General features: G+C 56.0%; 19 protein-coding genes. 10 read left to right on the plus strand and 9 right to left on the minus strand.

Going from position 1 to position 20,601, the window contains the following annotated elements:
• Positions 1–57 precede the first annotated feature (57 nt).
• The 7 genes from gpmA to modE form a co-directional block, all read right to left on the minus strand.
• The gene (gene gpmA, locus ACLHV9_RS07155) at positions 58–810 is read right to left on the minus strand and encodes a 2,3-diphosphoglycerate-dependent phosphoglycerate mutase (RefSeq protein ID WP_028019417.1); all 753 of its coding nucleotides are present in this window, start codon (positions 808–810) and stop codon (positions 58–60) included.
• A 206-nt stretch (positions 811–1,016) separates the two neighbouring features.
• The gene (galM, locus tag ACLHV9_RS07160; protein ID WP_407220327.1) at positions 1,017–2,057 is read right to left on the minus strand and encodes a galactose-1-epimerase; all 1,041 of its coding nucleotides are present in this window, start codon (positions 2,055–2,057) and stop codon (positions 1,017–1,019) included.
• The gene (gene galK / locus ACLHV9_RS07165; RefSeq protein WP_108090572.1) at positions 2,051–3,199 is read right to left on the minus strand and encodes a galactokinase; all 1,149 of its coding nucleotides are present in this window, start codon (positions 3,197–3,199) and stop codon (positions 2,051–2,053) included. The genes galM and galK overlap by 7 nt, the downstream gene beginning before the upstream one ends.
• Positions 3,200–3,203: 4 nt before the next feature.
• A complete protein-coding gene (gene galT, locus ACLHV9_RS07170) occupies positions 3,204–4,250 on the minus strand; it encodes a galactose-1-phosphate uridylyltransferase (protein ID WP_407220328.1) in 1,047 nt (348 codons plus the stop codon).
• Between the two features lie 9 nt (positions 4,251–4,259).
• Positions 4,260–5,276 (minus strand): UDP-glucose 4-epimerase GalE, encoded by a 1,017-nt coding sequence (gene galE, locus ACLHV9_RS07175; RefSeq protein WP_128347831.1) that lies wholly within the window; start codon positions 5,274–5,276, stop codon positions 4,260–4,262.
• 201 nt (positions 5,277–5,477) lie between these two features.
• The gene (gene modF / locus ACLHV9_RS07180; RefSeq protein ID WP_407220330.1) at positions 5,478–6,950 is read right to left on the minus strand and encodes a molybdate ABC transporter ATP-binding protein ModF; all 1,473 of its coding nucleotides are present in this window, start codon (positions 6,948–6,950) and stop codon (positions 5,478–5,480) included.
• Between the two features lie 67 nt (positions 6,951–7,017).
• Complete coding sequence (gene modE, locus ACLHV9_RS07185; protein WP_128347832.1) at positions 7,018–7,806, minus strand: molybdenum-dependent transcriptional regulator; 789 nt, start codon at positions 7,804–7,806, stop codon at positions 7,018–7,020.
• Positions 7,807–7,933: 127 nt separating this feature from the next.
• Here modE and ACLHV9_RS07190 point away from each other — a divergent pair, with 127 nt between their 5' ends.
• The 4 genes from ACLHV9_RS07190 (at position 7,934) to modC (ending at position 10,787) form a co-directional block, all read left to right on the plus strand.
• Entirely contained in the window at positions 7,934–8,083 is a 150-nt protein-coding gene (locus tag ACLHV9_RS07190; RefSeq protein ID WP_008501118.1) for an AcrZ family multidrug efflux pump-associated protein, read from the plus strand.
• A gap of 180 nt (positions 8,084–8,263) precedes the next feature.
• Positions 8,264–9,037, plus strand: a complete 774-nt coding sequence (gene modA / locus ACLHV9_RS07195) for a molybdate ABC transporter substrate-binding protein (protein ID WP_407220331.1) — start codon at positions 8,264–8,266, stop codon at positions 9,035–9,037.
• Entirely contained in the window at positions 9,037–9,726 is a 690-nt protein-coding gene (gene modB, locus ACLHV9_RS07200; protein ID WP_407220332.1) for a molybdate ABC transporter permease subunit, read from the plus strand. The genes modA and modB overlap by 1 nt, the downstream gene beginning before the upstream one ends.
• 2 nt (positions 9,727–9,728) lie before the next feature.
• Complete coding sequence (modC, locus tag ACLHV9_RS07205; RefSeq protein WP_208593810.1) at positions 9,729–10,787, plus strand: molybdenum ABC transporter ATP-binding protein ModC; 1,059 nt, start codon at positions 9,729–9,731, stop codon at positions 10,785–10,787.
• Here the strand turns inward: modC and ACLHV9_RS07210 are convergent, their stop codons facing one another.
• On the minus strand, positions 10,788–11,606 hold the full coding sequence (locus ACLHV9_RS07210) for a pyridoxal phosphatase (protein WP_407220333.1): 819 nt from the start codon (positions 11,604–11,606) through the stop codon (positions 10,788–10,790).
• A 140-nt stretch (positions 11,607–11,746) separates the two neighbouring features.
• Here ACLHV9_RS07210 and pgl point away from each other — a divergent pair, with 140 nt between their 5' ends.
• Positions 11,747–12,742, plus strand: a complete 996-nt coding sequence (pgl, locus tag ACLHV9_RS07215; RefSeq protein ID WP_028019406.1) for a 6-phosphogluconolactonase — start codon at positions 11,747–11,749, stop codon at positions 12,740–12,742.
• A gap of 87 nt (positions 12,743–12,829) precedes the next feature.
• Here the strand turns inward: pgl and ACLHV9_RS07220 are convergent, their stop codons facing one another.
• Entirely contained in the window at positions 12,830–14,113 is a 1,284-nt protein-coding gene (locus ACLHV9_RS07220) for a putative acyl-CoA thioester hydrolase (protein ID WP_049005775.1), read from the minus strand.
• Between the two features lie 224 nt (positions 14,114–14,337).
• On the opposite strand from ACLHV9_RS07220, the gene hutI reads away from it, so the two are divergent.
• From hutI to hutH, 5 genes are all read left to right on the plus strand, one after another.
• Entirely contained in the window at positions 14,338–15,561 is a 1,224-nt protein-coding gene (hutI, locus tag ACLHV9_RS07225; RefSeq protein WP_407220334.1) for an imidazolonepropionase, read from the plus strand.
• Positions 15,558–16,496 (plus strand): formimidoylglutamase, encoded by a 939-nt coding sequence (gene hutG, locus ACLHV9_RS07230; RefSeq protein WP_407220335.1) that lies wholly within the window; start codon positions 15,558–15,560, stop codon positions 16,494–16,496. The genes hutI and hutG overlap by 4 nt, the downstream gene beginning before the upstream one ends.
• A gap of 19 nt (positions 16,497–16,515) precedes the next feature.
• On the plus strand, positions 16,516–17,250 hold the full coding sequence (locus tag ACLHV9_RS07235) for a histidine utilization repressor (RefSeq protein ID WP_336212808.1): 735 nt from the start codon (positions 16,516–16,518) through the stop codon (positions 17,248–17,250).
• A 127-nt stretch (positions 17,251–17,377) separates the two neighbouring features.
• Positions 17,378–19,066, plus strand: coding sequence for a urocanate hydratase (hutU, locus tag ACLHV9_RS07240; RefSeq protein WP_049005771.1), 1,689 nt, complete (start codon positions 17,378–17,380; stop codon positions 19,064–19,066).
• The gene (gene hutH, locus ACLHV9_RS07245; RefSeq protein WP_407220336.1) at positions 19,063–20,583 is read left to right on the plus strand and encodes a histidine ammonia-lyase; all 1,521 of its coding nucleotides are present in this window, start codon (positions 19,063–19,065) and stop codon (positions 20,581–20,583) included. Before hutU ends, hutH begins: the two co-directional genes overlap by 4 nt.
• The last annotated feature ends 18 nt before the right edge of the window (positions 20,584–20,601 follow it).

Raw genomic sequence — 20,601 nt, forward strand, 5'->3', positions numbered from 1 at the left:
TCAGGCACAAATAAAAAAGCGCGGAAGGTTCCGCGCTTTTTTTATGTCCGGCGAAAATTACTTCGCTTTACCCTGGTTCGCAACGGCCGCTGCTTTCGCCGCGATCTCTTCTGCGTTACCCAGATAGTAGTGTTTGATTGGCTTGAAGTTTTCGTCGAACTCATACACCAGCGGTACGCCAGTCGGGATGTTCAGTTCGAGGATTTCGTCTTCACCCATGTTATCAAGGTATTTCACCAGCGCACGCAGGGAGTTACCGTGAGCTGCGATGATCACGCGCTCGCCGCTTTTCAGGCGTGGCAGAATTGTTTCGTTCCAGTAAGGCACAACGCGATCGATGGTCAGCGCCAGGCTCTCGGTGGTTGGCAGCTCAGCGTCGGTCAGTTTCGCATAACGCGGGTCGTGACCCGGGTAACGCTCGTCATCTTTGCTCAGCTCTGGTGGGGTGATTGCGAAGCCACGACGCCACTGTTTAACCTGCTCGTCGCCATATTTCTCAGCGGTTTCCGCTTTGTTCAGGCCCTGCAGCGCACCGTAGTGACGCTCGTTCAGTTTCCAGGATTTCTCAACCGGCAGCCAGGCCTGATCCAGTTCGTCCAGCACGTTCCACAGGGTGTGGATGGCACGTTTCAGCACAGAGGTGTAAGCAAAATCAAAGCTGAAGCCTTCTTCCTTCAGCAGTTTACCTGCTGCTTTTGCTTCGCTTACGCCTTTCTCGGACAGATCAACGTCGTACCAACCGGTAAAGCGGTTTTCGTTGTTCCACTGGCTTTCGCCGTGACGCACCAGAACCAGCTTAGTAATAGCCATCTCTTACTCCTCAAGCATTTTTAGAATGATAACAATTCTCATTATATTGCCGTGGCGGTGCCACCAGCAACGCTTAACCCTAACCATAGCGAAAATAGTCTCTGAGTGTAAGATGCTTGTGAATCCAGGGTTATGATTTTGTCTGCGATCGGCGCTATTTTCAGCAAGGCGAGCAGAAAAAAGCCCTCCGACAGGAGGGCTGGAAATCAATGCGGGATAAAATGGTATTCCGTCACGCTGACGTACTCTTCTCCCGGGCGCAGCACACAGTCTGGCTGCGGCCATTCCGGATGATTGGGGCTGTCCGGCAGGAACTCGCTCTCCAGCGCCAGGCCTTGCCAGTCGCTGTATTCATCATGTTCGCGTGCCATCGTGCCGCCAAGGTAGTTGCCTGAGTAGAATTGCAGGGCAGGGGCTGTGGTATACACCGTCATCTGCAGCTTCTCATCCGCAGACCAGACCTGTGCGGCAGGTTTTTTCACATCACCTTTTGCCTGCAGCAGGAAAGCGTGGTCGTAACCTTTCACCTTGCGCTGATCGTCATCGCTCAGGAAATCCTGGGCGATAGTCTTCGCGCTGCGGAAGTCAAAGCTGGTTCCGCTCACGTCTTTGAGGCCCTGATAAGGAATTCCCATCTCGTCAACCGGCAAATACGCATCCGCCAGGATCTGCAGCTTGTGGTTACGCACGTCGCACTGGTTACCGTCCAGATTAAAGTACGCGTGATTGGTCAGGTTGACCGGACACGGCTTGTCGACCGTCGCACGGTATTCAATGGCGATACGGTTGTCGTCGGTCAGCGTAAAGCGCGCGGAGGCGATAAGGTTCCCCGGGAAGCCCTGATCGCCATCAAGCGAATCCAGTGAGAACAACACTTCCCCATCGTTTTGCCGAACAATCTTCCAGCGGCGTTTGTCAAACCCGTCCGGACCGCCGTGCAGCTGGTTCTCACCCTGGCTTGGAAGCAGAGAATACTCCACGCCGTCGAGTTCAAAATGGCTCTTCGCGATGCGGTTAGCGTAGCGCCCTACAGACGCGCCCAGATAGGCGGACTGATTGACATACTGTTCAGGCGAGGCACAGCCGAGCAGGGTTTCGCGCACGTTGCCGTCCGGCATCGGTACGCGGGCAGAAAGAAGGGTTGCACCCCAGTCCATCAGCGTAACCACCATCCCCGCGCTGTTGCGCAGGGTTAACAGGCGATACGGCAGACCATCCGGTGCAAGGGTAGGTGTTTCGTTTAGCACTGTCCGGCTCCTTGTGATGCTTTACACACGTAGAACGTTTCTTTAATACCTGTTTTCGCTTCGTACTGTTTCTCTACCGCCTGCTGGACGGCAGGAACCAGTTCTTCCGGCACCAGGGCAACAATGCAGCCCCCGAAGCCACCGCCGGTCATACGCACGCCACCTTTCTCGCCGATGGTGGCTTTGACGATGTCCACCAGGGTGTCAATTTGCGGAACGGTGATCTCGAAATCATCGCGCATGGAGGCGTGCGATTCCGCCATCAACTCACCCATACGTTTCAGATCGCCTTTCGCCAGCGCGGACGCGGCTTCGACGGTTCGGGCGTTCTCCGTCAGCACGTGACGAACGCGTTTGGCGACGACCGGATCCAGCTCGTGGGCCACCTTATTGAATTCATTAAGCGTCACGTCGCGCAAGGCGGGTTGCTGGAAGAAGCGCGCACCGGTTTCGCACTGCTGGCGGCGGGTATTGTACTCGCTCCCCACCAGCGTGCGTTTAAAGTTGCTATTGATAATAATGACCGCGGCGCCTTTTGGCAGCGGAACGGCTTTGGTGCCAAGCGAGCGGCAGTCGATCAGCAGCGCGTGCTCTTTTTTGCCCAACGCGGAGATCAACTGATCCATAATGCCGCAGTTGCAGCCCACGAACTGGTTTTCTGCTTCCTGACCGTTCAGGGCGATTTGCGCGCCATCCAGCGGCAGATGATAAAGCTGCTGGAACACGGTTCCCACGGCGACTTCCAGAGAGGCAGAAGAGCTTAAGCCTGCACCCTGTGGTACGTTGCCACTGATAACGAGATCGGCACCGCCAAAGTTCTTGTTACGTTTCTGCAGGTGCTTCACCACGCCGCGTACGTAGTTAGACCACTGCTGGCTGTCGTGCGTCACAATCGGGGCATCGAGGGAAAACTCGTCCGTTTCATTATCATAATCCGCCGCAATCACGCGGACGTTGCGGTCGTTACGCTTTGCACAGCTGATGACGGTCTGGTAATCGATGGCGCACGGCAGCACGAAACCGTCGTTATAGTCGGTGTGTTCACCGATCAGGTTAACGCGGCCAGGTGCCTGGATAACGTGGGTGGCAGGGTAGCCAAATTTCTCAGCAAACAGGGATTGTGTTTTATCTTTCAGACTCATTTTTTTAGACTCCTGATTCGCGATAGTGGACGTCGCTAACGGCACGCAGACGTTCTGCCGCCTGTTCCGCCGTCAGGTCACGCTGCGTTTCCGCCAGCATTTCATAGCCCACCATAAATTTACGTACCGTCGCAGAACGCAGCAGCGGCGGATAGAAATGGGCATGCAACTGCCAGTGTTGATTCTCTTCTCCGTTAAACGGTGCGCCGTGCCAGCCCATGGAGTACGGGAAGGAGCACTGGAACAGATTGTCATAACGGCTGGTCAGTTTTTTCAGTGCCAGAGCAAGGTCGTCGCGCTGCACGTCGCTAAGATCCGTAATGCGCTGCACGTGAGCTTTTGGCAGCAACAGCGTTTCGAAGGGCCAGGCAGCCCAGTAAGGCACCACGGCCAGCCAGTGTTCGGTTTCCACCACGGTGCGGCTGCCATCGGCCAACTCACGTTGGGTGTAGTCCAGCAGCATCGGGGAACCGTTTTCCGCGTAATAGGCTTTTTGCAGGTGGTCTTCACGTTCGGCTTCGTTGGGCAGGAAACTGTTCGCCCAGATCTGCCCATGAGGGTGCGGGTTAGAACAGCCCATGGCCGCGCCTTTGTTTTCGAACACCTGCACCCACGGATAGCTCTGCCCAAGCTCGGCGGTTTGCGCCTGCCAGGTGCTGACGACTTCTTTCAGCGCGTCCACGCTCAGTTCTGGCAGCGTTTTGCTGTGATCGGGCGAGAAGCAGATCACGCGGCTGGTTCCGCGCGCGCTTTCACAGCGCATCAGCGGATCGTGGCTTTCCGGCGCGTCCGGCGTGTCGGTCATCAGGGCGGCAAAATCGTTGGTAAAGACGAAGGTGCCTTTGTAGTCCGGGTTTTTATCTCCGGTGACGCGGGTGTTGCCCGGACACAGGAAGCAGTCCGGGTCATGCTGTGGCAGCGTCTGTTTCGCAGGCGTCTCTTGCGCCCCCTGCCAGGGGCGCTTGGCGCGATGCGGAGAAACTAAAATCCATTGCCCGCTTAACGGGTTAAAACGACGATGCGGATGATCGACGGGATTAAATGAAGTCATGACGGATCCTTAGTCCGGATAACCTTGTGGGTGGCGGGACTGCCAGTGCCAGGTATCCTGTGCCATTTCATCCAGCGTGCGGGTCACACGCCAGTTAAGCTCTTTATCGGCTTTGGTGGCATCGGCCCAGTAAGCAGGGAGGTCACCCTCACGACGCGGTGCGAAGTGATAATTGACCGGCTTACCGCAGGCTTTGCTGAAGGCGTTAACCACATCCAGCACGCTGCTGCCAATACCGGCGCCGAGATTGTAAATATGCACGCCTGGCTTATTTGCCAGTTGCTGCATGGCCGCCACGTGCCCGTCGGCCAGATCCATAACGTGGATGTAATCACGCACGCCGGTGCCATCTTCGGTTGGATAGTCGTTACCAAAAATCGCAAGTGAGTCACGACGGCCCACCGCTACCTGCGCGATATACGGCATCAGGTTATTCGGAATGCCCTGTGGATCTTCACCCATATCGCCTGACGGATGGGCGCCGACCGGGTTGAAGTAGCGCAGCAACGCGATGCTCCATTCCGGCTGCGCTTTTTGCAGATCGGTCAGGATCTGTTCCACCATCAGTTTGCTTTTGCCATACGGACTTTGCGGCGTACCGGTTGGGAAGCTTTCAACGTAAGGGATTTTTGGCTGGTCACCATAGACGGTGGCGGATGAGCTGAAGATAAAGTTTTTAACGTTTGCCGCACGCATGGCGGAGATAAGACGCAAGGTGCCGTTGACGTTGTTGTCGTAATACTCCAGCGGTTTCGCAACGGATTCACCGACCGCTTTCAGACCGGCGAAGTGGATCACCGTTTCAATGGCGTGGTCGTGAAGGATCTCGGTCATCAGCGCTTCATTGCGGATGTCGCCTTCCACGAACGTTGGCTGTTTCCCGCCAAGACGTTCAATCACAGGCAGCACGCTGCGCTTACTATTGCACAGGTTGTCGAGGATGATGACATCATGACCATTTTGCAGCAGTTGCACACAGGTATGACTTCCTATGTAACCGCTACCACCTGTTACCAGAACTCGCATATTTCGCTCCATTGGGCTTATGGTATGTAATAACCATAGCATAACAGAGTCGCTAAAAGTGTGACATGGGATAAAATAGTGGAATCGTTTACACTGTTTTTAAATACCGATTTTCAGATGTCGTGTGGCATTGTAGATCAAAGGGATAGCGATGTCTTAGTGCAGGTTATCTGAAAAACGGAGGGCGGCGCCCTCCGGAGTTTAGTCGATTTTGCTTAGCAGATAATCATAGCGTTCACCGTCAGGGACAAACTCCAGACGGTGTGTGATGCAGGAGGGGGCGTCTTCGGCATGGTGTGAAACAAACAGCAGTTGCGTTTCGCCTTCACTAATGAGGACATCCACAAAGCGGCGGATTAACTGTCGGTTCAGCGGGTCCAGTCCCTGCAGGGGTTCATCGAGGATCAGAAGCGTAGGATGTTTCACCAGGGCGCGAACGATCAGCGCCAGCCGCTGCTGCCCCCACGACAGGCTATGAAACGGCGCGTCAGCGACCCGGGTATCCATTCCAAGAATATCCAGCCATTGCTGAGCCAGCTTGTGCTGTTTGTCCGATACCGCCTGATAAATGCCGATGGAATCAAAATACCCGGAGAGGATCACATTGCGCACCGTTGTGCTGACCCGGTAATCGAGATGCAGGCTGCTGCTGACATACCCGATATGCTTTTTGATATCCCAGATGGTTTCGCCGCTGCCGCGACGCCGGCCAAACAGCGTGAGATCGTTACTGTAACCCTGCGGGTGATCCCCGGTGATCAGGCTCAGCAGCGTTGATTTACCCGCACCATTAGGGCCAACAATCTGCCAGTGCTCGCCAGGATTGACCGTCCAGCTGAGATGGTTAAGGATCGGGCGATCGTCATAAGAGACAAGGCCATCACGCAGCACGATGCGCGGATGGTAGGGATCAAGCGCATGACGAGCTGAAGGGGCGTCGGGTTCCGGAAGCGTGATTCCATCAAGCTGTTCACTGTGTGCGAGTTGCGCAATTAATGCCTGCTTAAGCAGTACTGATTTTTGGCCTGTTTCAGTCAAAATACAGTCGGCCAGCACACCTGCATTCTGGATGAAATCCGGAATTTCATCGAAGCGGTTAAGCACCAGCACAACGGTATACCCCTGCTGGTTAAGCGAAGCCAGCAGCGTTGCCAGCTGGGCGCGAGACTGCACGTCAAGACCATCGAACGGTTCGTCAAGGATCAACAACTCTGGTTCGCTCATCAAAGCCTGACAAAGCAGCGTTTTCCGCGTCTCGCCGGTTGAAAGGTATTTAAAGCGCCGGTCCAGCAGGGCGGTGATGCCGAACTGTTCTGCCAGGTGCTGGCAACGGGCGGGATCGTTCACCTCATCCTGAATAATTTCCGCCGTCGTACGGCCGGTATCCTCTTCACCAGGACTGAGTAAATCGGTGTTGTTGCGCTGCCACTCGTCACTGACCAGCTTTTGCAGTTGTTCAAATGACAGACGTGTCAGGCGCGTAAAATGGCGCTGATATTCACCCTTGAGGAGAGGGAGCTCGCCGGCTAACGCGCGGGCAAGGGCTGATTTACCGCTCCCGTTCGTGCCGACAAATGCCCAGCTTTCACCTGCGCGAATTGCCAAATCGGCAATCGTCAGTGTTCGGGTATCGCTAAGACGAAACGTGCCTTGCGAAATATGCAATGATGACATGATTTATCCCATTTTTTGCAGCAACAGATGTCAGGGATACTCACTGTCGGTACGATTGTCAATGTGCTCAGCACAATGTGGCGATAATCACCCGGTCTGCATTGAAATATGCGGTGACTACAGCACCTTCCTCTAATCCGTCAGCCTCGCTGAGCGGTACCGTCGCGCAGAGCATTTGTCCGTCCGCCAGGGTCATCAGCACTTCACACTGTTCCTCACCGCGTTCAATATGGGTGATTGCACCGTGAAGCTGGTTATCGGCTGCCTTAGCTGTATCGGGATTGCTCGTGATATTGACCCACGGCGCTTTCAGTAACACCAGCACCTCTTTACCTTCATTCAGCTCAAGACGTTTTGCACTCTGCGCCGTTATTGCGGCTTTCAGGCGGGTAGTCCCATCGGCAAGCAGGATCTCGATATGCTGCTGCACCTGGAGATTATCGCGTGCCGTTACCGTACCAAACCACTGGTTACGGGCGCTGGTTTGTAACGAGAAACGGGATATGGCAGCCAGCAAACTGTCCAGCGGGAGATTGTCGTCATCACTCAACACATCAAACGCTTTTTGCTGGATCTGGGCCAGGAGATCGTAAAGCTGAATCAGACGCTGCCCAAAACGCGTAACCACTGCACCGCCGCCGCCTTTGCCGCCTGTAGCTCTGTCCACCAGCGCTTGCTCGCTCAGGGTGTTCATCTCGTTGATGGCATCCCAGGCACTTTTGTAACTGATACCGGCGTTTTTTGCCCCCTGGCTAATCGAGCCTGTTTGTTCTATCTGTTTAAGCAGGGTGATACGACGCGGATCGGCGAAAAGCTTTTGCTGAAGTCGGAGAGTGAGGAGAATTTCGGCCTGCATAACAGTATCCTGGCAAAAAGAGTATTGTGACCCAAATGGTGCAGGGCGCAAAGGGTACCGCACAAAAGGGGATGTTTTTCTCACTTGAAAGGGTAGAATAAGCTATTCACAATCTCTGGAGAAAACCATGTTAGAGTTGTTAAAAAGTCTGGTATTTGCCGTGATCATGGTACCAGTAGTGATGGCCATCATCCTCGGTGCCATCTACGGCCTGGGTGAAGTGTTCAACGTCTTCTCGAACATTGGTCACCGAGACCAGGCTAAAAAGCAGCATTAATTCCCCCACAAAACGCCCGGCCAGTCCGGGCGTTTTGCTCTCAAGATTTTCCCGTTTTCGCCGATAATATTTAACGTATCACACTGGTTTACCCCTTCAGCGGTACGATTTAACGCTGGGATCTCCCTGACGTTATCGTTATATTAATGTGTATATAACGCTACTCACAGGAGTTAAAAAATGGCACGTACCTGGGTACGCCTTTTCGCAGGGGCAACGCTGACGCTTTCACTTACCGGCCACGCGCTGGCGGACAACGGTAAAATTACGGTCTTTGCGGCGGCGTCGCTGACCAACGCGCTGCAGGATATCGCGGCGGTATATAAAAAAGAGAAGAACGTTGATGTAGTCTCCTCTTTTGCGTCTTCCTCGACGCTGGCACGTCAGATAGAAGCGGGTGCGCCGGCGGATCTGTTCATCTCGGCTGACCAGAAGTGGATGGATTACGCGGTGGAGAAGAAAGCGATTGATGCGGCGACCCGCGAAACGCTGCTGGGGAATAGCCTGGTAGTGGTGGCGCCAAAAGCCAGCGCGCAGGCTGACATCACCATCACCAAAGAGACCAACTGGATAAGTCTGCTGAACGGTGGCCGCCTGGCGGTGGGGGATCCTGAGCACGTTCCTGCCGGGATCTACGCCAAAGAAGCACTGCAAAAACTGGGCGCATGGGAGACATTGTCACCGAAACTGGCCCCGGCCGAAGATGTCCGCGGTGCGCTGGCGCTGGTGGAACGCAACGAAGCTCCACTGGGTATTGTCTACGGTTCCGATGCCGTTGCCAGCAAAGGTGTCAAAGTGGTAGGTACCTTCCCGGAAGACTCCCACAAGAAAGTGGAATACCCTGTTGCGATTGTTGATGGACATAAAAATGCGACGGTTTCTGCCTTTTATGATTATCTGAAAGGACCAGAAGCCTCTGCAATCTTTAAACGTTATGGATTTACAACTCACTGATGATATTGACCGATCCTGAATGGCAGGCCGTGCTGCTGAGCCTTAAAGTCTCTTCCCTGGCAGTCGTGCTGAGTTTGCCCTTTGGGATCTTCTTTGCCTGGTTACTGGTCCGCTGTAAGTTTCCAGGCAAAGCCCTGCTGGACAGTGTGCTTCATCTTCCCCTCGTGTTGCCGCCCGTGGTGGTCGGTTATCTGTTACTGATTTCAATGGGACGTCGCGGTTTTATCGGTGAGAAACTCTATGACTGGTTTGGGCTGACGTTAGCTTTTAGCTGGCGCGGAGCGGTGCTGGCGGCGGCTGTGATGTCATTCCCTCTGATGGTCAGGGCTATCCGTCTGGCGCTGGAGGGGGTGGATCTCAAACTGGAACAGGCGGCCCGCACGCTGGGCGCCGGGCGCTGGCGCGTCTTCTTTACCATTACGCTGCCGCTAACATTACCCGGTATTATTGTCGGTACGGTGCTGGCTTTTGCCCGCTCGCTGGGCGAGTTTGGTGCGACCATTACCTTTGTGTCGAACATCCCCGGTGAGACGCGAACAATTCCGTCGGCCATGTATACCCTGATTCAGACGCCAGGTGGAGAAAACGCCGCAGCGCGACTGTGCATCATCTCAATCGTATTAGCGCTGGTATCATTGCTGGTGTCGGAATGGCTGGCGCGACTCAGCCGTGAGCGGATGGGGAAATAGTCATGCTGGAGCTTCAATTTACCCAGACGCTGGGAAATCATACCCTGACGATTAACGAGACGCTGCCAGCCAGCGGCATTACCGCCATCTTTGGCGTGTCTGGCGCGGGGAAAACGTCGTTGATTAATGCGATCAGCGGCCTGACCCGCCCGCAATCAGGGCGCATTGTATTAAATAACCGCGTCTTAAATGACGTGGAAAATAAGGTATATCTTTCGCCGGATAAACGCCGTATCGGCTATGTTTTTCAGGATGCACGATTATTCCCGCACTACAGCGTGCGCGGGAATCTGCGTTACGGCATGGCGAAAAGCATGGCCGGGCAGTTTGATAAGCTGGTGACCCTTTTAGGGATTGAACAGCTGCTGGACAGGCTGCCATCCTCGCTTTCCGGCGGTGAGAAACAGCGTGTGGCGATTGGCCGCGCGTTGCTGACCGCGCCAGAGTTGCTGTTGCTCGATGAACCGCTGGCCTCGCTGGATATTCCGCGTAAACGTGAACTCCTGCCGTATCTGCAGCGCCTGACGCGTGAAATTAATATTCCGATGCTCTACGTTAGCCACTCGCTGGATGAGATCCTGCATCTGGCTGATAAAGTGCTGGTGCTGGAAGAGGGTTGTGTTAAGGCCTTCGGCAACCTGGAAGAGGTGTGGGGCAGCAGCGTGATGCACCCCTGGTTACCCCGGGAGCAGCAGAGCAGCATTCTCAAAGTCAGCGTGCTGGAACACCATCCGCATTACGCAATGACCGCGCTGGCACTGGGCGATCAGCATCTGTGGGTCAACAAAATCGACAAACCGCTGCAGTCTGCGCTACGTATTCGCATTCAGGCGTCGGATGTTTCGCTGGTGCTGCAACCGCCGTTGCAGACCAGTATTCGAAATATTCTGCGTGCGAAAGTGGCGGAGTGTTTTGATGATAACGGCCAGGTAGAAGTAAAGCTTGAGGTCGGCAGCAGGACGCTCTGGGCGCGTATCAGCCCGTGGGCCAGAGATGAATTAGGGATCAAACCCGGCCTGTGGCTTTACGCGCAAATTAAGAGCGTCTCGATCACCGCCTGATTACAGCAGGTGGGTATAAATGTACTGCGCGATGCTGTCAGTGGTGTTATCGCCAATCACCACGTTAGCGCGCGCTTTCACTGCATCATCGGCATTGCCCATCGCCACGCCGGTACCGGCGGCTTCCAGCATGCTGATGTCGTTGTAGTTATCGCCGAAAGCGATCACGTCACGCATCGACCACCCCTGAGATTCCACATACTGTGTCAGACGCTTGCCTTTGCTGTTACCTTTGCGGGCGATATCAACCTGGTCATGCCAGGACCATTCACACTCCAGGCCAAGAGTTTCTTCCACATGTTTTGCGAAGGTATTCAGTTTGGTGGTGTCTTCATCCGTCAGCGCGAATTTCCAGATAGCATCAACATCCTGCGCGGCCTGGCGCAGCGAGGATACCTGGGTAAAGACCGGACGCTGGGCTTCAGGCAGGGACTTCGCCCAGTTGCTGGTGCGGATCACATGTCCGGTCGGGCGTTCATAGACCATCGCGTTATCCACATACATCAGGCCGTGTACGGCGTGTTCATCCAGCAGATCAATCAATTGCAGCGCCTGAGGAACCGGCAGCGGGTCGGATGCCAGAACATTTTTTGCCTGATAATCATACAAATAAGTGCCATTACAACAAATTGCAGGTGTATCTAACGCCAGTGCCTGATAAAAAGGGTGAATGGCAACGTGATGTCGACCCGTTACGATAAGGAGTTGATATCCCACTTCCTGCGCGCGTTTAAGCGCTTCAAGGGAGGAAGGGAGGAGGGTTTTTTGCGGCGTCAGTAAGGTACCGTCTAAATCCAGAGCAATCACACGCGAGGTCATTTGTTTTTCCGGGTTAATATTGAATTTACGTTTTGATGGGATGGTACACCGAGAGGCGGATGCTTCAAAATTCCTGTCGACAATTCAGCATTCACCGTCAAAAGTTAACTACTTTCATGCGCAGTGAGGAGTGAATATTCATGAAACAAACCGTTTATACCGCCAGTCCTGAGAGCCAGCAGATCCATGTCTGGCGTTTAAATACCGAAGGGTCACTCACGCTGGTGCAGGTTGTTGATGTCCCAGGGCAGGTGCAGCCGATGGTCATCAGTCCGGATAAACGTTTCTTGTACGTGGGTGTGCGCCCGGAGTTTCGCGTGCTGGCCTACCGCATCTCTCCGGACGACGGCGCGCTGACTTACACTGCCGAAGCGCCATTGCCGGGCAGCCCAACCCATATCTCTACCGATCGTAAAGGCAATTTTGTCTTTAGTGGCTCGTATAACGCAGGCTGTGTCAGCGTAACGCGTCTGGAAAACGGTATTCCGGTTGAAACTGTCGATGTGGTGGAAGGGCTGGAAGGTTGCCACTCGGCGAATATCACGCCGGATAACCGTACGCTGTGGGTACCTGCATTGAAGCAGGATCGCATCTGCCTGTTCACCCTGAGCGACGATGGTCACCTGGTGGCGCAGACTCCTGCTGAAGTCACTACCGTTGAAGGCGCGGGCCCGCGTCATATGGTTTTCCATCCGAACCAGCAGTACGCCTATGTGGTCAATGAACTGAACAGCTCGGTGGACGTCTGGGAACTGAAAGATCCTAACGGCCAGATTGAGTGCGTGCAGACGCTGGATATGATGCCGTCTGACTTCTCTGACACCCGTTGGGCTGCGGATATTCACATTACGCCAAATGGCCGCCATCTGTACGCCTGTGACCGTACCTCCAGCCTGATTACCGTGTTCAGCGTCTCGGAAGATGGCAGCGTGCTGGCGATTGAAGGCTTCCAGCCAACGGAAACTCAGCCGCGCGGTTTTAATATCGATCACAGCGGTAAATACCTGATCGCAGCAGGGCAGAAATCCCACCACATTGCGCTGTATGAAATCAAAGGCGAGCAGGGCCTGCTGGAAGAGAAAGGGCGCTATGCGGTAGGCCAGGGGCCAATGTGGGTGGTGGTTAACGCCCACTAAGCGGCTTAAAACAAAAAACCTCGCGAATGCGAGGTTTTTTTATCTCTGTAAGCCGGGTAAGGCGAAGCCGCCACCCGGCAAAACATCTTACTGCTTCGGCTCAGCAACCACTTTGCTACCCAGACCGCGGTTGTTGTATTCCCACATGCGGTTGAAGTTAGCGTCGTTCAGGTTGCGCTGCACGTTTCCTTTATCGTCCACCGCACCGGTATTGCCGGAGAACGGACGTTTGGAGATCGCGGCATCCGCCCACGGCTTCGCCATGTTAAAGCCTTCGTTGATCACGCTGTCGCGGATCACCACCTGACCGTTGGTTGCAGAGTCCACATCCAGGGAGCGGCCGAGCTGCGCCACGCCGTCACCGGCAGCGTTAAAGCGGCTGTTTACGGCCAGGAAACCGAAGAACAGGTTAGACTGCGTCGCTGGTGCAAAGACATAGCCTTCCTGCTGAGTACGCGAGTTCACCACGCGGAAGTCGGTGTTATCAAACACCACCGCGCCACGACCGGATACCAGGTCAACATCACCTTCGACGTAGCTGTTAGTCACCAGCGTACGGGTCAGGCGGTTGTTCTGCAGGGTGTTCTGTACACCGCTGTTGGTCACGAAGAAGGTGTTCTGACGGCCGAGAATGTTCACGTTGTTGATCTGTACTTTATCACCATCGCTACGCAGCGCGACGGCCTGATGGTTACCTGCATCGACGCTGTCACCCAGGGTGTTCTGAATGGTCAGGTTTTGCAGCTGCAAGCCATTATTCTGAGACCAGAATACCGCTGAGCACATCACCCCAATGGTGGCAGAACGCTTGCTCTGGCAGTTATCAAACATGTACCACGCAGGTTTGCCCGGCATATATTTACCGGCTGGGTTCACCAGGCGACGCCAGGCGTTGCTGTCGATTTCTGAATCAATCGCCAGGCCAATTTTTACATCGATCGCTTTTTCGCCCAGACCGTAAAGGGTAATGCTGCCTGGTGCCGCCGGAACGTAAACGGTGCCTTCATATTCGCCTGGCAGGATCGCGATGTACTGGCGAGAAGCGCTGTGCTTCGTGATGGCAGCATCAACCGCAGCCTGAATAGAGGTATGCGTTACACCCTGCGTACCTGCCGGCCCAACGACGAAGTCAGGCTGTTTTGGCAGGTTAATAGAAGACGGTGTCCACGGCGCAGCGTTGGGTTCCATCGCCGAGAAGTAGTGTGCACGGTCGAAGTTCTTCGCTTCATCAGCGGACAAAATCGGGCGGGAGGCGGTACCCGGTGCTACCTGCTCAGAAGGCAGCTGATCCGGTGGTGTTGAACTGCATGCGGATAATGTCACGCCAAAGGCGAGTGCTAACGCCAGACGGGAAATCCTGGAAATGTTCAAGGTAAAGCTCCTGGGTATGCAAGTCTTAACGGGATAGACGAAATAGTCTGCTTTTTTATACTAAGTTGAGCGAAACGGGAAGTTAAAAAGGGTAAAAGTTGCATTTTTTGCCCTCGGGGGGCGGGAAAGTCATCACAAATAAATAACATTTTCCATCAGGACGGTTGACAGCGGGCAGTGGATGAAAATAAATGTCTATACAACCCATGACAAGTGGAATACCCATGCAGCAGCTTCATCCCGACGATGTAATATGGCGAAATGCGCGACTGGCAACGATGGATCCGGAAGGCGCCGCGCCGTATGGCCTGAAAGAGCAACACGCTCTGGTGGTGCGCGGCCAAACCATTCAGGCCGTGATCCCTGAATCTGAAATACCTTCAGGACACCGTCACAGCGTTGATCTTCAGGGACGTCTGGTTACACCAGGCCTGATTGACTGCCATACCCACCTGGTGTTTGGCGGCGATCGCGCGGCAGAATGGGAGCAGCGTCTGAACGGTGTCTCTTATCAAACAATCAGCGCCCAGGGAGGTGGGATTAACGCTACCGTGACGGCGACGCGCAACAGTTCAACCGAAACGTTGCTTAAACTGGCCCAGCAGCGGCTGCAGCGTCTGATGAATGAAGGTGTCACCACGGTTGAAATCAAATCCGGATACGGGCTAAACGCCGATGCCGAAGAGAAGATGCTGCAGGTTGCACGCCAACTGAGCCTCAATAATCCGGTTGATATCAGCCCAACGCTGCTGGCGGCTCATGCGGTTCCGCCGGAATTCCGACAGGATCCGGATGCGTACCTCACGCTGGTCTGTGAGCAGATATTGCCCGTGCTGTGGCAAAAAGAGTTGTTTGAAGCTGTCGACGTATTTTGCGAAAACGTCGGCTTTACCCCGTCGCAAACCGAGCGCCTCTTTAAGGCGGCAACCGCGCTCGGTATCCCGGTGAAGGGGCATGTTGAACAGCTCTCAAATCTGGGTGGCGCAGCGCTTGTCAGCCGATATAAGGGGCTTTCCGCCGATCATATTGAGTATCTCGACGACGCAGGCGTTCAGGCGATGGCGGAAAGCGGCACGGTTGCCGTCCTGTTGCCGGGCGCGTTCTATTTTCTTCAGGAGCGCCAGCGTCCGCCGGTTGAACAGCTCAGAAAACAGGGGGTACCGATGGCCGTCGCGACCGACTATAACCCCGGCACCAGCCCGTTTGCGAGCCTGCACCTGGCGATGAACATGGCCTGCGTCCAGTTTGGGTTGACTCCTGAAGAGGCCTGGGCTGGCGTTACGCGACATGCCGCGCAGGCGCTGGGCCGTGGCGCAACCCACGGACAGCTGCGGGCAGGGTTTGTCGCTGATTTTATCGTCTGGGATGCTCGCCATCCGGTTGAGATGGTCTACGAGCCGGGACGCAATCCGCTGTATCAGCGTGTTTTCCGTGGGGAGGCAGTATGAGGTTATGGCGGCCGGTAGCCGAAACGGTCTGGCAGGGGCGCGACGACAGCGCCGAGGCCAGCAATGCAACGCGCATTTTCCAGACGATAAAGCAGCAGGGGCAGTTCACGCCGCTTTCATCCGGCATCGCGCTGATAGGCTTTGAATGTGATGAAGGGGTTAAACGCAATCATGGCAGGCCCGGCGCCGTGCAGGCACCGGATATTCTGCGGAAAGCGCTGGCGAATATGGCAAGCCATCAGGGGCACGAACGGCTGGCGGATATGGGCTCGTTTTATGTTGAAGGCGACGAGCTGGAAGCGGCACAGCAGGCGTTAAGCGATGCCGTCACGGCCTGCCAGCAGTCCGGGATGCGCACGCTGGTCTTTGGCGGCGGTCATGAGACCGCGTGGGCGCACGGTCGGGGCATTCTGGATGCGTTCCCGAACGAGCGCGTGGTGGTGATCAATCTTGATGCCCATCTTGACCTGCGCAAGGCCGACCGGGCGACGTCCGGCACCCCGTTTCGCCAGCTGGCGCATTACTGCGATGAGCGCGGGCGGGAGTTTCAGTACGCCTGCTTTGGCGTGAGCCGGGCGGCGAACACGCTGGCGCTGTGGGATGAGGCCGAACGCCTGAACGTCACGCTGGTGGAAGATCTCCATTTCAGGCGCGATGCGCTACCCGCACTGGAAAAGGTGCTGGCGCAGGCCGATCGTATCTATCTGACGATCGATCTGGACGTCCTCCCCGCGAGCGAAATGCCTGCCGTGTCCGCACCGGCCGCGTTAGGCATACCGGCGCTGGATCTTCTGCCGGTTATCGAACAAATCTGCCGCAGCGGTAAGCTACAGGCCGCCGATCTGGTAGAGTTTAACCCGCAGTACGATCGAGACGGACAGGGCGCAAAGCTTGCCGCCCGTCTGGCCTGGCAAATTGCTCACTGGTGGGCATAACACTATTCAAGGAGTCACGATGTTTTCACGCTCACCTCTGCCGCAGTCGAGCCCTCCCGCACCTTTCTACGAAAAGGTGAAGCAGGCGATAAGCGAAAAAATCGCCACCGGCGTCTGGCGGCCGCACGACCGTATTCCCTCGGAGGCCGATCTGGTGGCGCAGTTTGGTTTTAGCCGGATGACCGTCAACCGGGCGCTGCGCGAACTGACCGACGAAGGGCTTCTGGTGCGCTTGCAGGGGGTCGGAACGTTCGTGGCGGAACCGAAAGGGCAATCTGCCCTGTTTGAAATCCGCAGTATTGCCGATGAGATCACCGCGCGTAACCATCAGCACCGCTGTGAGGTGCTGGTGCTCGAAGAGACCCAGGCCAGCGCCGAGCAGGCCGTAGAGCTGAATGTCAAAGAGGGGAGCCGGATCTTCCACTCCGTGATGGTGCATTTCGAAAACGACATTCCGGTGCAGATTGAAGATCGTTGCGTTAACGCCGAACGGATACCGGACTACCTGAACCAGGATTACACCCACACTACGCCGCACGCCTATCTTTCGCTTGTTGCACCGCTGACGGAAGGGGAGCACATTGTGGAGGCCGTGCGCGCCACGCCGCAGGAGTGTGAACGGCTGCGCATTAAAGAGCACGATCCATGCCTGCTGATCCGTCGTCGTACATGGTCGTCATCGCAAATTGTGTCGCATGCCCGGCTGCTTTTCCCGGGTAACCGTTACCGGCTGCAGGGCCACTTTATGTCATAAGTTTTAAAAGCGTGATAGCTAACGCAATATAACAAAATTGTATCTTTTTTGTTAAAACTGACCTTGTGTGTGCTTGTCTATACAAGTATATCTAAATGCATCATCTGTCCCGTATGAGGAGCACACAATGTCGTCAGGTAAATACCGCCAGCAGGATGTCCGCGCTCCGCGCGGCACCACCCTTACCGCAAAAAGCTGGCTCACCGAAGCCCCGCTGCGCATGTTGATGAACAACCTTGATCCAGAGGTTGCGGAAAACCCCCACGAGCTGGTGGTCTACGGCGGCATAGGCCGCGCCGCGCGCAACTGGGAGTGCTATGACGCAATTGTAAAATCTCTGACTCACCTCGAACACGACGAAACCCTGCTGGTGCAGTCCGGCAAACCGGTTGGCGTATTCAAAACGCACAAGAACGCGCCGCGCGTGCTGATTGCTAACTCTAACCTCGTGCCGCACTGGGCCACCTGGGAACACTTCAACGAACTGGACGCTAAAGGGCTGGCGATGTATGGCCAGATGACCGCGGGTAGCTGGATCTACATCGGCAGCCAGGGAATTGTCCAGGGTACCTACGAAACCTTCGTGGAAGCCGGTCGCCAGCACTATAACGGTTCGCTGAAAGGCCGCTGGGTGCTGACCGCGGGTCTGGGCGGCATGGGCGGCGCGCAGCCGCTGGCCGCCACGCTTGCCGGCGCGTGCTCGCTCAACATTGAGTGCCAGCAGAGCCGCATTGATTTCCGTCTGCGTACCCGTTACGTCGACGAACAGGCAACCAGCCTGGACGATGCGCTGGCGCGTATCAAAAAATACACGTCTGAAGGCAAAGCGGTGTCGATTGCCCTGTGCGGCAACGCGGCAGATATTCTTCCTGAACTCGTCGCCCGCGGCGTCCGTCCGGATCTGGTTACCGACCAGACCAGCGCTCATGATCCTTTGCACGGTTACCTGCCAAAAGGCTGGACGTGGGAAGCCTACCAGCAAAAAGCGGAAACCGATCCGGAAGGTACGGTGCTTGCTGCCAAACGTTCCATGGCCGAGCACGTCTCCGCCATGCTCGCCTTTAGCAAGATGGGCATTCCTACCTTTGATTACGGCAACAACATCCGCCAGATGGCGAAAGAGATGGGCGTGAATAATGCCTTCGACTTCCCGGGGTTCGTTCCTGCTTATATTCGCCCGCTGTTCTGCCGCGGTATCGGTCCGTTCCGCTGGGTTGCCCTGTCCGGTGACCCGGAGGATATCTACAAAACCGACGCCAAAGTGAAAGAGATTGTCGCGGATGACGAACACCTGCACCACTGGCTGGATATGGCCCGCGAGCGCATCAACTTCCAGGGCTTACCGGCGCGCATCTGCTGGGTAGGGCTGGAGTGGCGGCAAAAACTGGGTCTGGCCTTTAACGAAATGGTGCGCAGCGGCGAAGTCTCCGCGCCGATTGTGATTGGCCGTGACCATCTGGACTCCGGTTCTGTTGCCAGCCCTAACCGTGAAACCGAAGCCATGCGCGACGGTTCGGATGCAGTCTCCGACTGGCCTTTGCTGAACGCCTTACTGAATACGGCCAGCGGCGCGACCTGGGTATCGCTGCACCACGGTGGCGGCGTGGGGATGGGCTTCTCCCAGCATTCCGGGATGGTCATTGTCTGTGATGGAACGGATGAAGCTGCTGCGCGTATCGCTCGCGTGCTGCACAACGACCCGGCAACCGGCGTGATGCGTCACGCAGACGCTGGTTACGAGATTGCCATTGAATGTGCCAAAGAGCAGGGGCTAAACCTGCCGATGATCGCTGCCACACAAGGAAATCATGAATGAACGCCTTAACACTCACCCCCGGCTCACTGACGCTCAAACAACTGCGTAGCGTCTGGCGTCAACCGGTCACGCTCTCGCTTGATGAAAGTGCCCACGCCGCGATCAACGACAGCGTTGCCTGCGTCGAAGCCATTGTTGCCGAAGGGCGCACCGCCTACGGGATTAACACTGGTTTTGGGCTGCTGGCGCAGACACGTATTGCGACACACGATCTGGAGAACTTACAGCGTTCGCTGGTGCTTTCACACGCGGCGGGGGTTGGTCAGCCGCTGGATGATGAGATTGTCCGCCTGATGATGGTGCTAAAAATCAACAGCCTGGCGCGCGGTTTCTCGGGCATTCGCCTGAGCGTGATCCAGGCGTTGATGGCGCTGGTGAACGCAGAAGTCTATCCGTGGATCCCGGCAAAAGGTTCTGTCGGTGCATCCGGCGATCTCGCGCCGCTGGCGCACATGTCGCTGCTGCTGCTCGGTGAAGGGCAGGCGCGCTGGCAGGGTGCGTGGCTTCCTGCGAAAGAGGCGCTGAAAAAAGCCGGGTTGAACCCGATCACCCTGGCGGCAAAAGAGGGGCTGGCGCTGCTGAACGGTACTCAGGCGTCGACGGCATTCGCTTTACGCGGCCTGTTTGAGGCTGAAGATCTGTTCGCCTCAGCAGTGGTGTGCGGTGCCCTGACGACTGAAGCCGTACTGGGCTCGCGTCGCCCGTTTGACGCGCGTATTCACGAGGTGCGCGGCCAGCGTGGGCAAATTGATGCCGCCGCGATGTACCGTCATGTTCTCACCGAAACCAGTGGTATTGCAGATTCACACCACAACTGTGAAAAGGTGCAGGATCCATATTCCCTGCGTTGCCAGCCGCAGGTAATGGGCGCGTGCCTGACGCAACTGCGCCAGGCGGCAGAGGTGTTGCTGGTGGAAGCCAACGCGGTGTCCGATAACCCACTTGTATTCGCGCAGGAAAATGAAGTGGTGTCCGGGGGCAACTTCCACGCTGAGCCGGTGGCAATGGCGGCGGATAACATTGCCCTGGCGATTGCTGAAGTCGGTGCGTTGTCTGAACGTCGCATTGCGTTGATGATGGATAAGCACATGTCTCAGCTGCCACCGTTCCTGGTACGTAACGGCGGGGTTAACTCGGGCTTTATGATTGCCCAGGTGACGGCGGCGGCGCTGGCGAGCGAGAACAAAGCCCTGTCGCACCCGCACAGCGTGGACAGCCTGCCAACGTCAGCGAACCAGGAAGATCACGTTTCGATGGCACCGGCTGCCGGACGTCGTCTCTGGGAAATGGCATCCAACACCCGTGGCGTGCTGGCCGTGGAATGGCTGGCGGCGTGTCAGGGAATCGATCTGCGCGAAGGGCTGAAGTCCAGTCCGCTGCTGGAGCAGGCGCGTCATACGCTGCGCGAGCATGTATCGCATTATGACGACGACCGCTTCTTTGCGCCGGATATTGATAAAGCGATGCAGCTTCTGGAAGAAGGGCGGCTGGTGGGGCTGTTGCCTTCGGTGCTGTGATTTTTTGCCCGGTGGCGC

The organism is Enterobacter sp. CPE_E890 (genome assembly GCF_046521475.1).
GTDB lineage: Bacteria > Pseudomonadota > Gammaproteobacteria > Enterobacterales > Enterobacteriaceae > Enterobacter > Enterobacter adelaidei.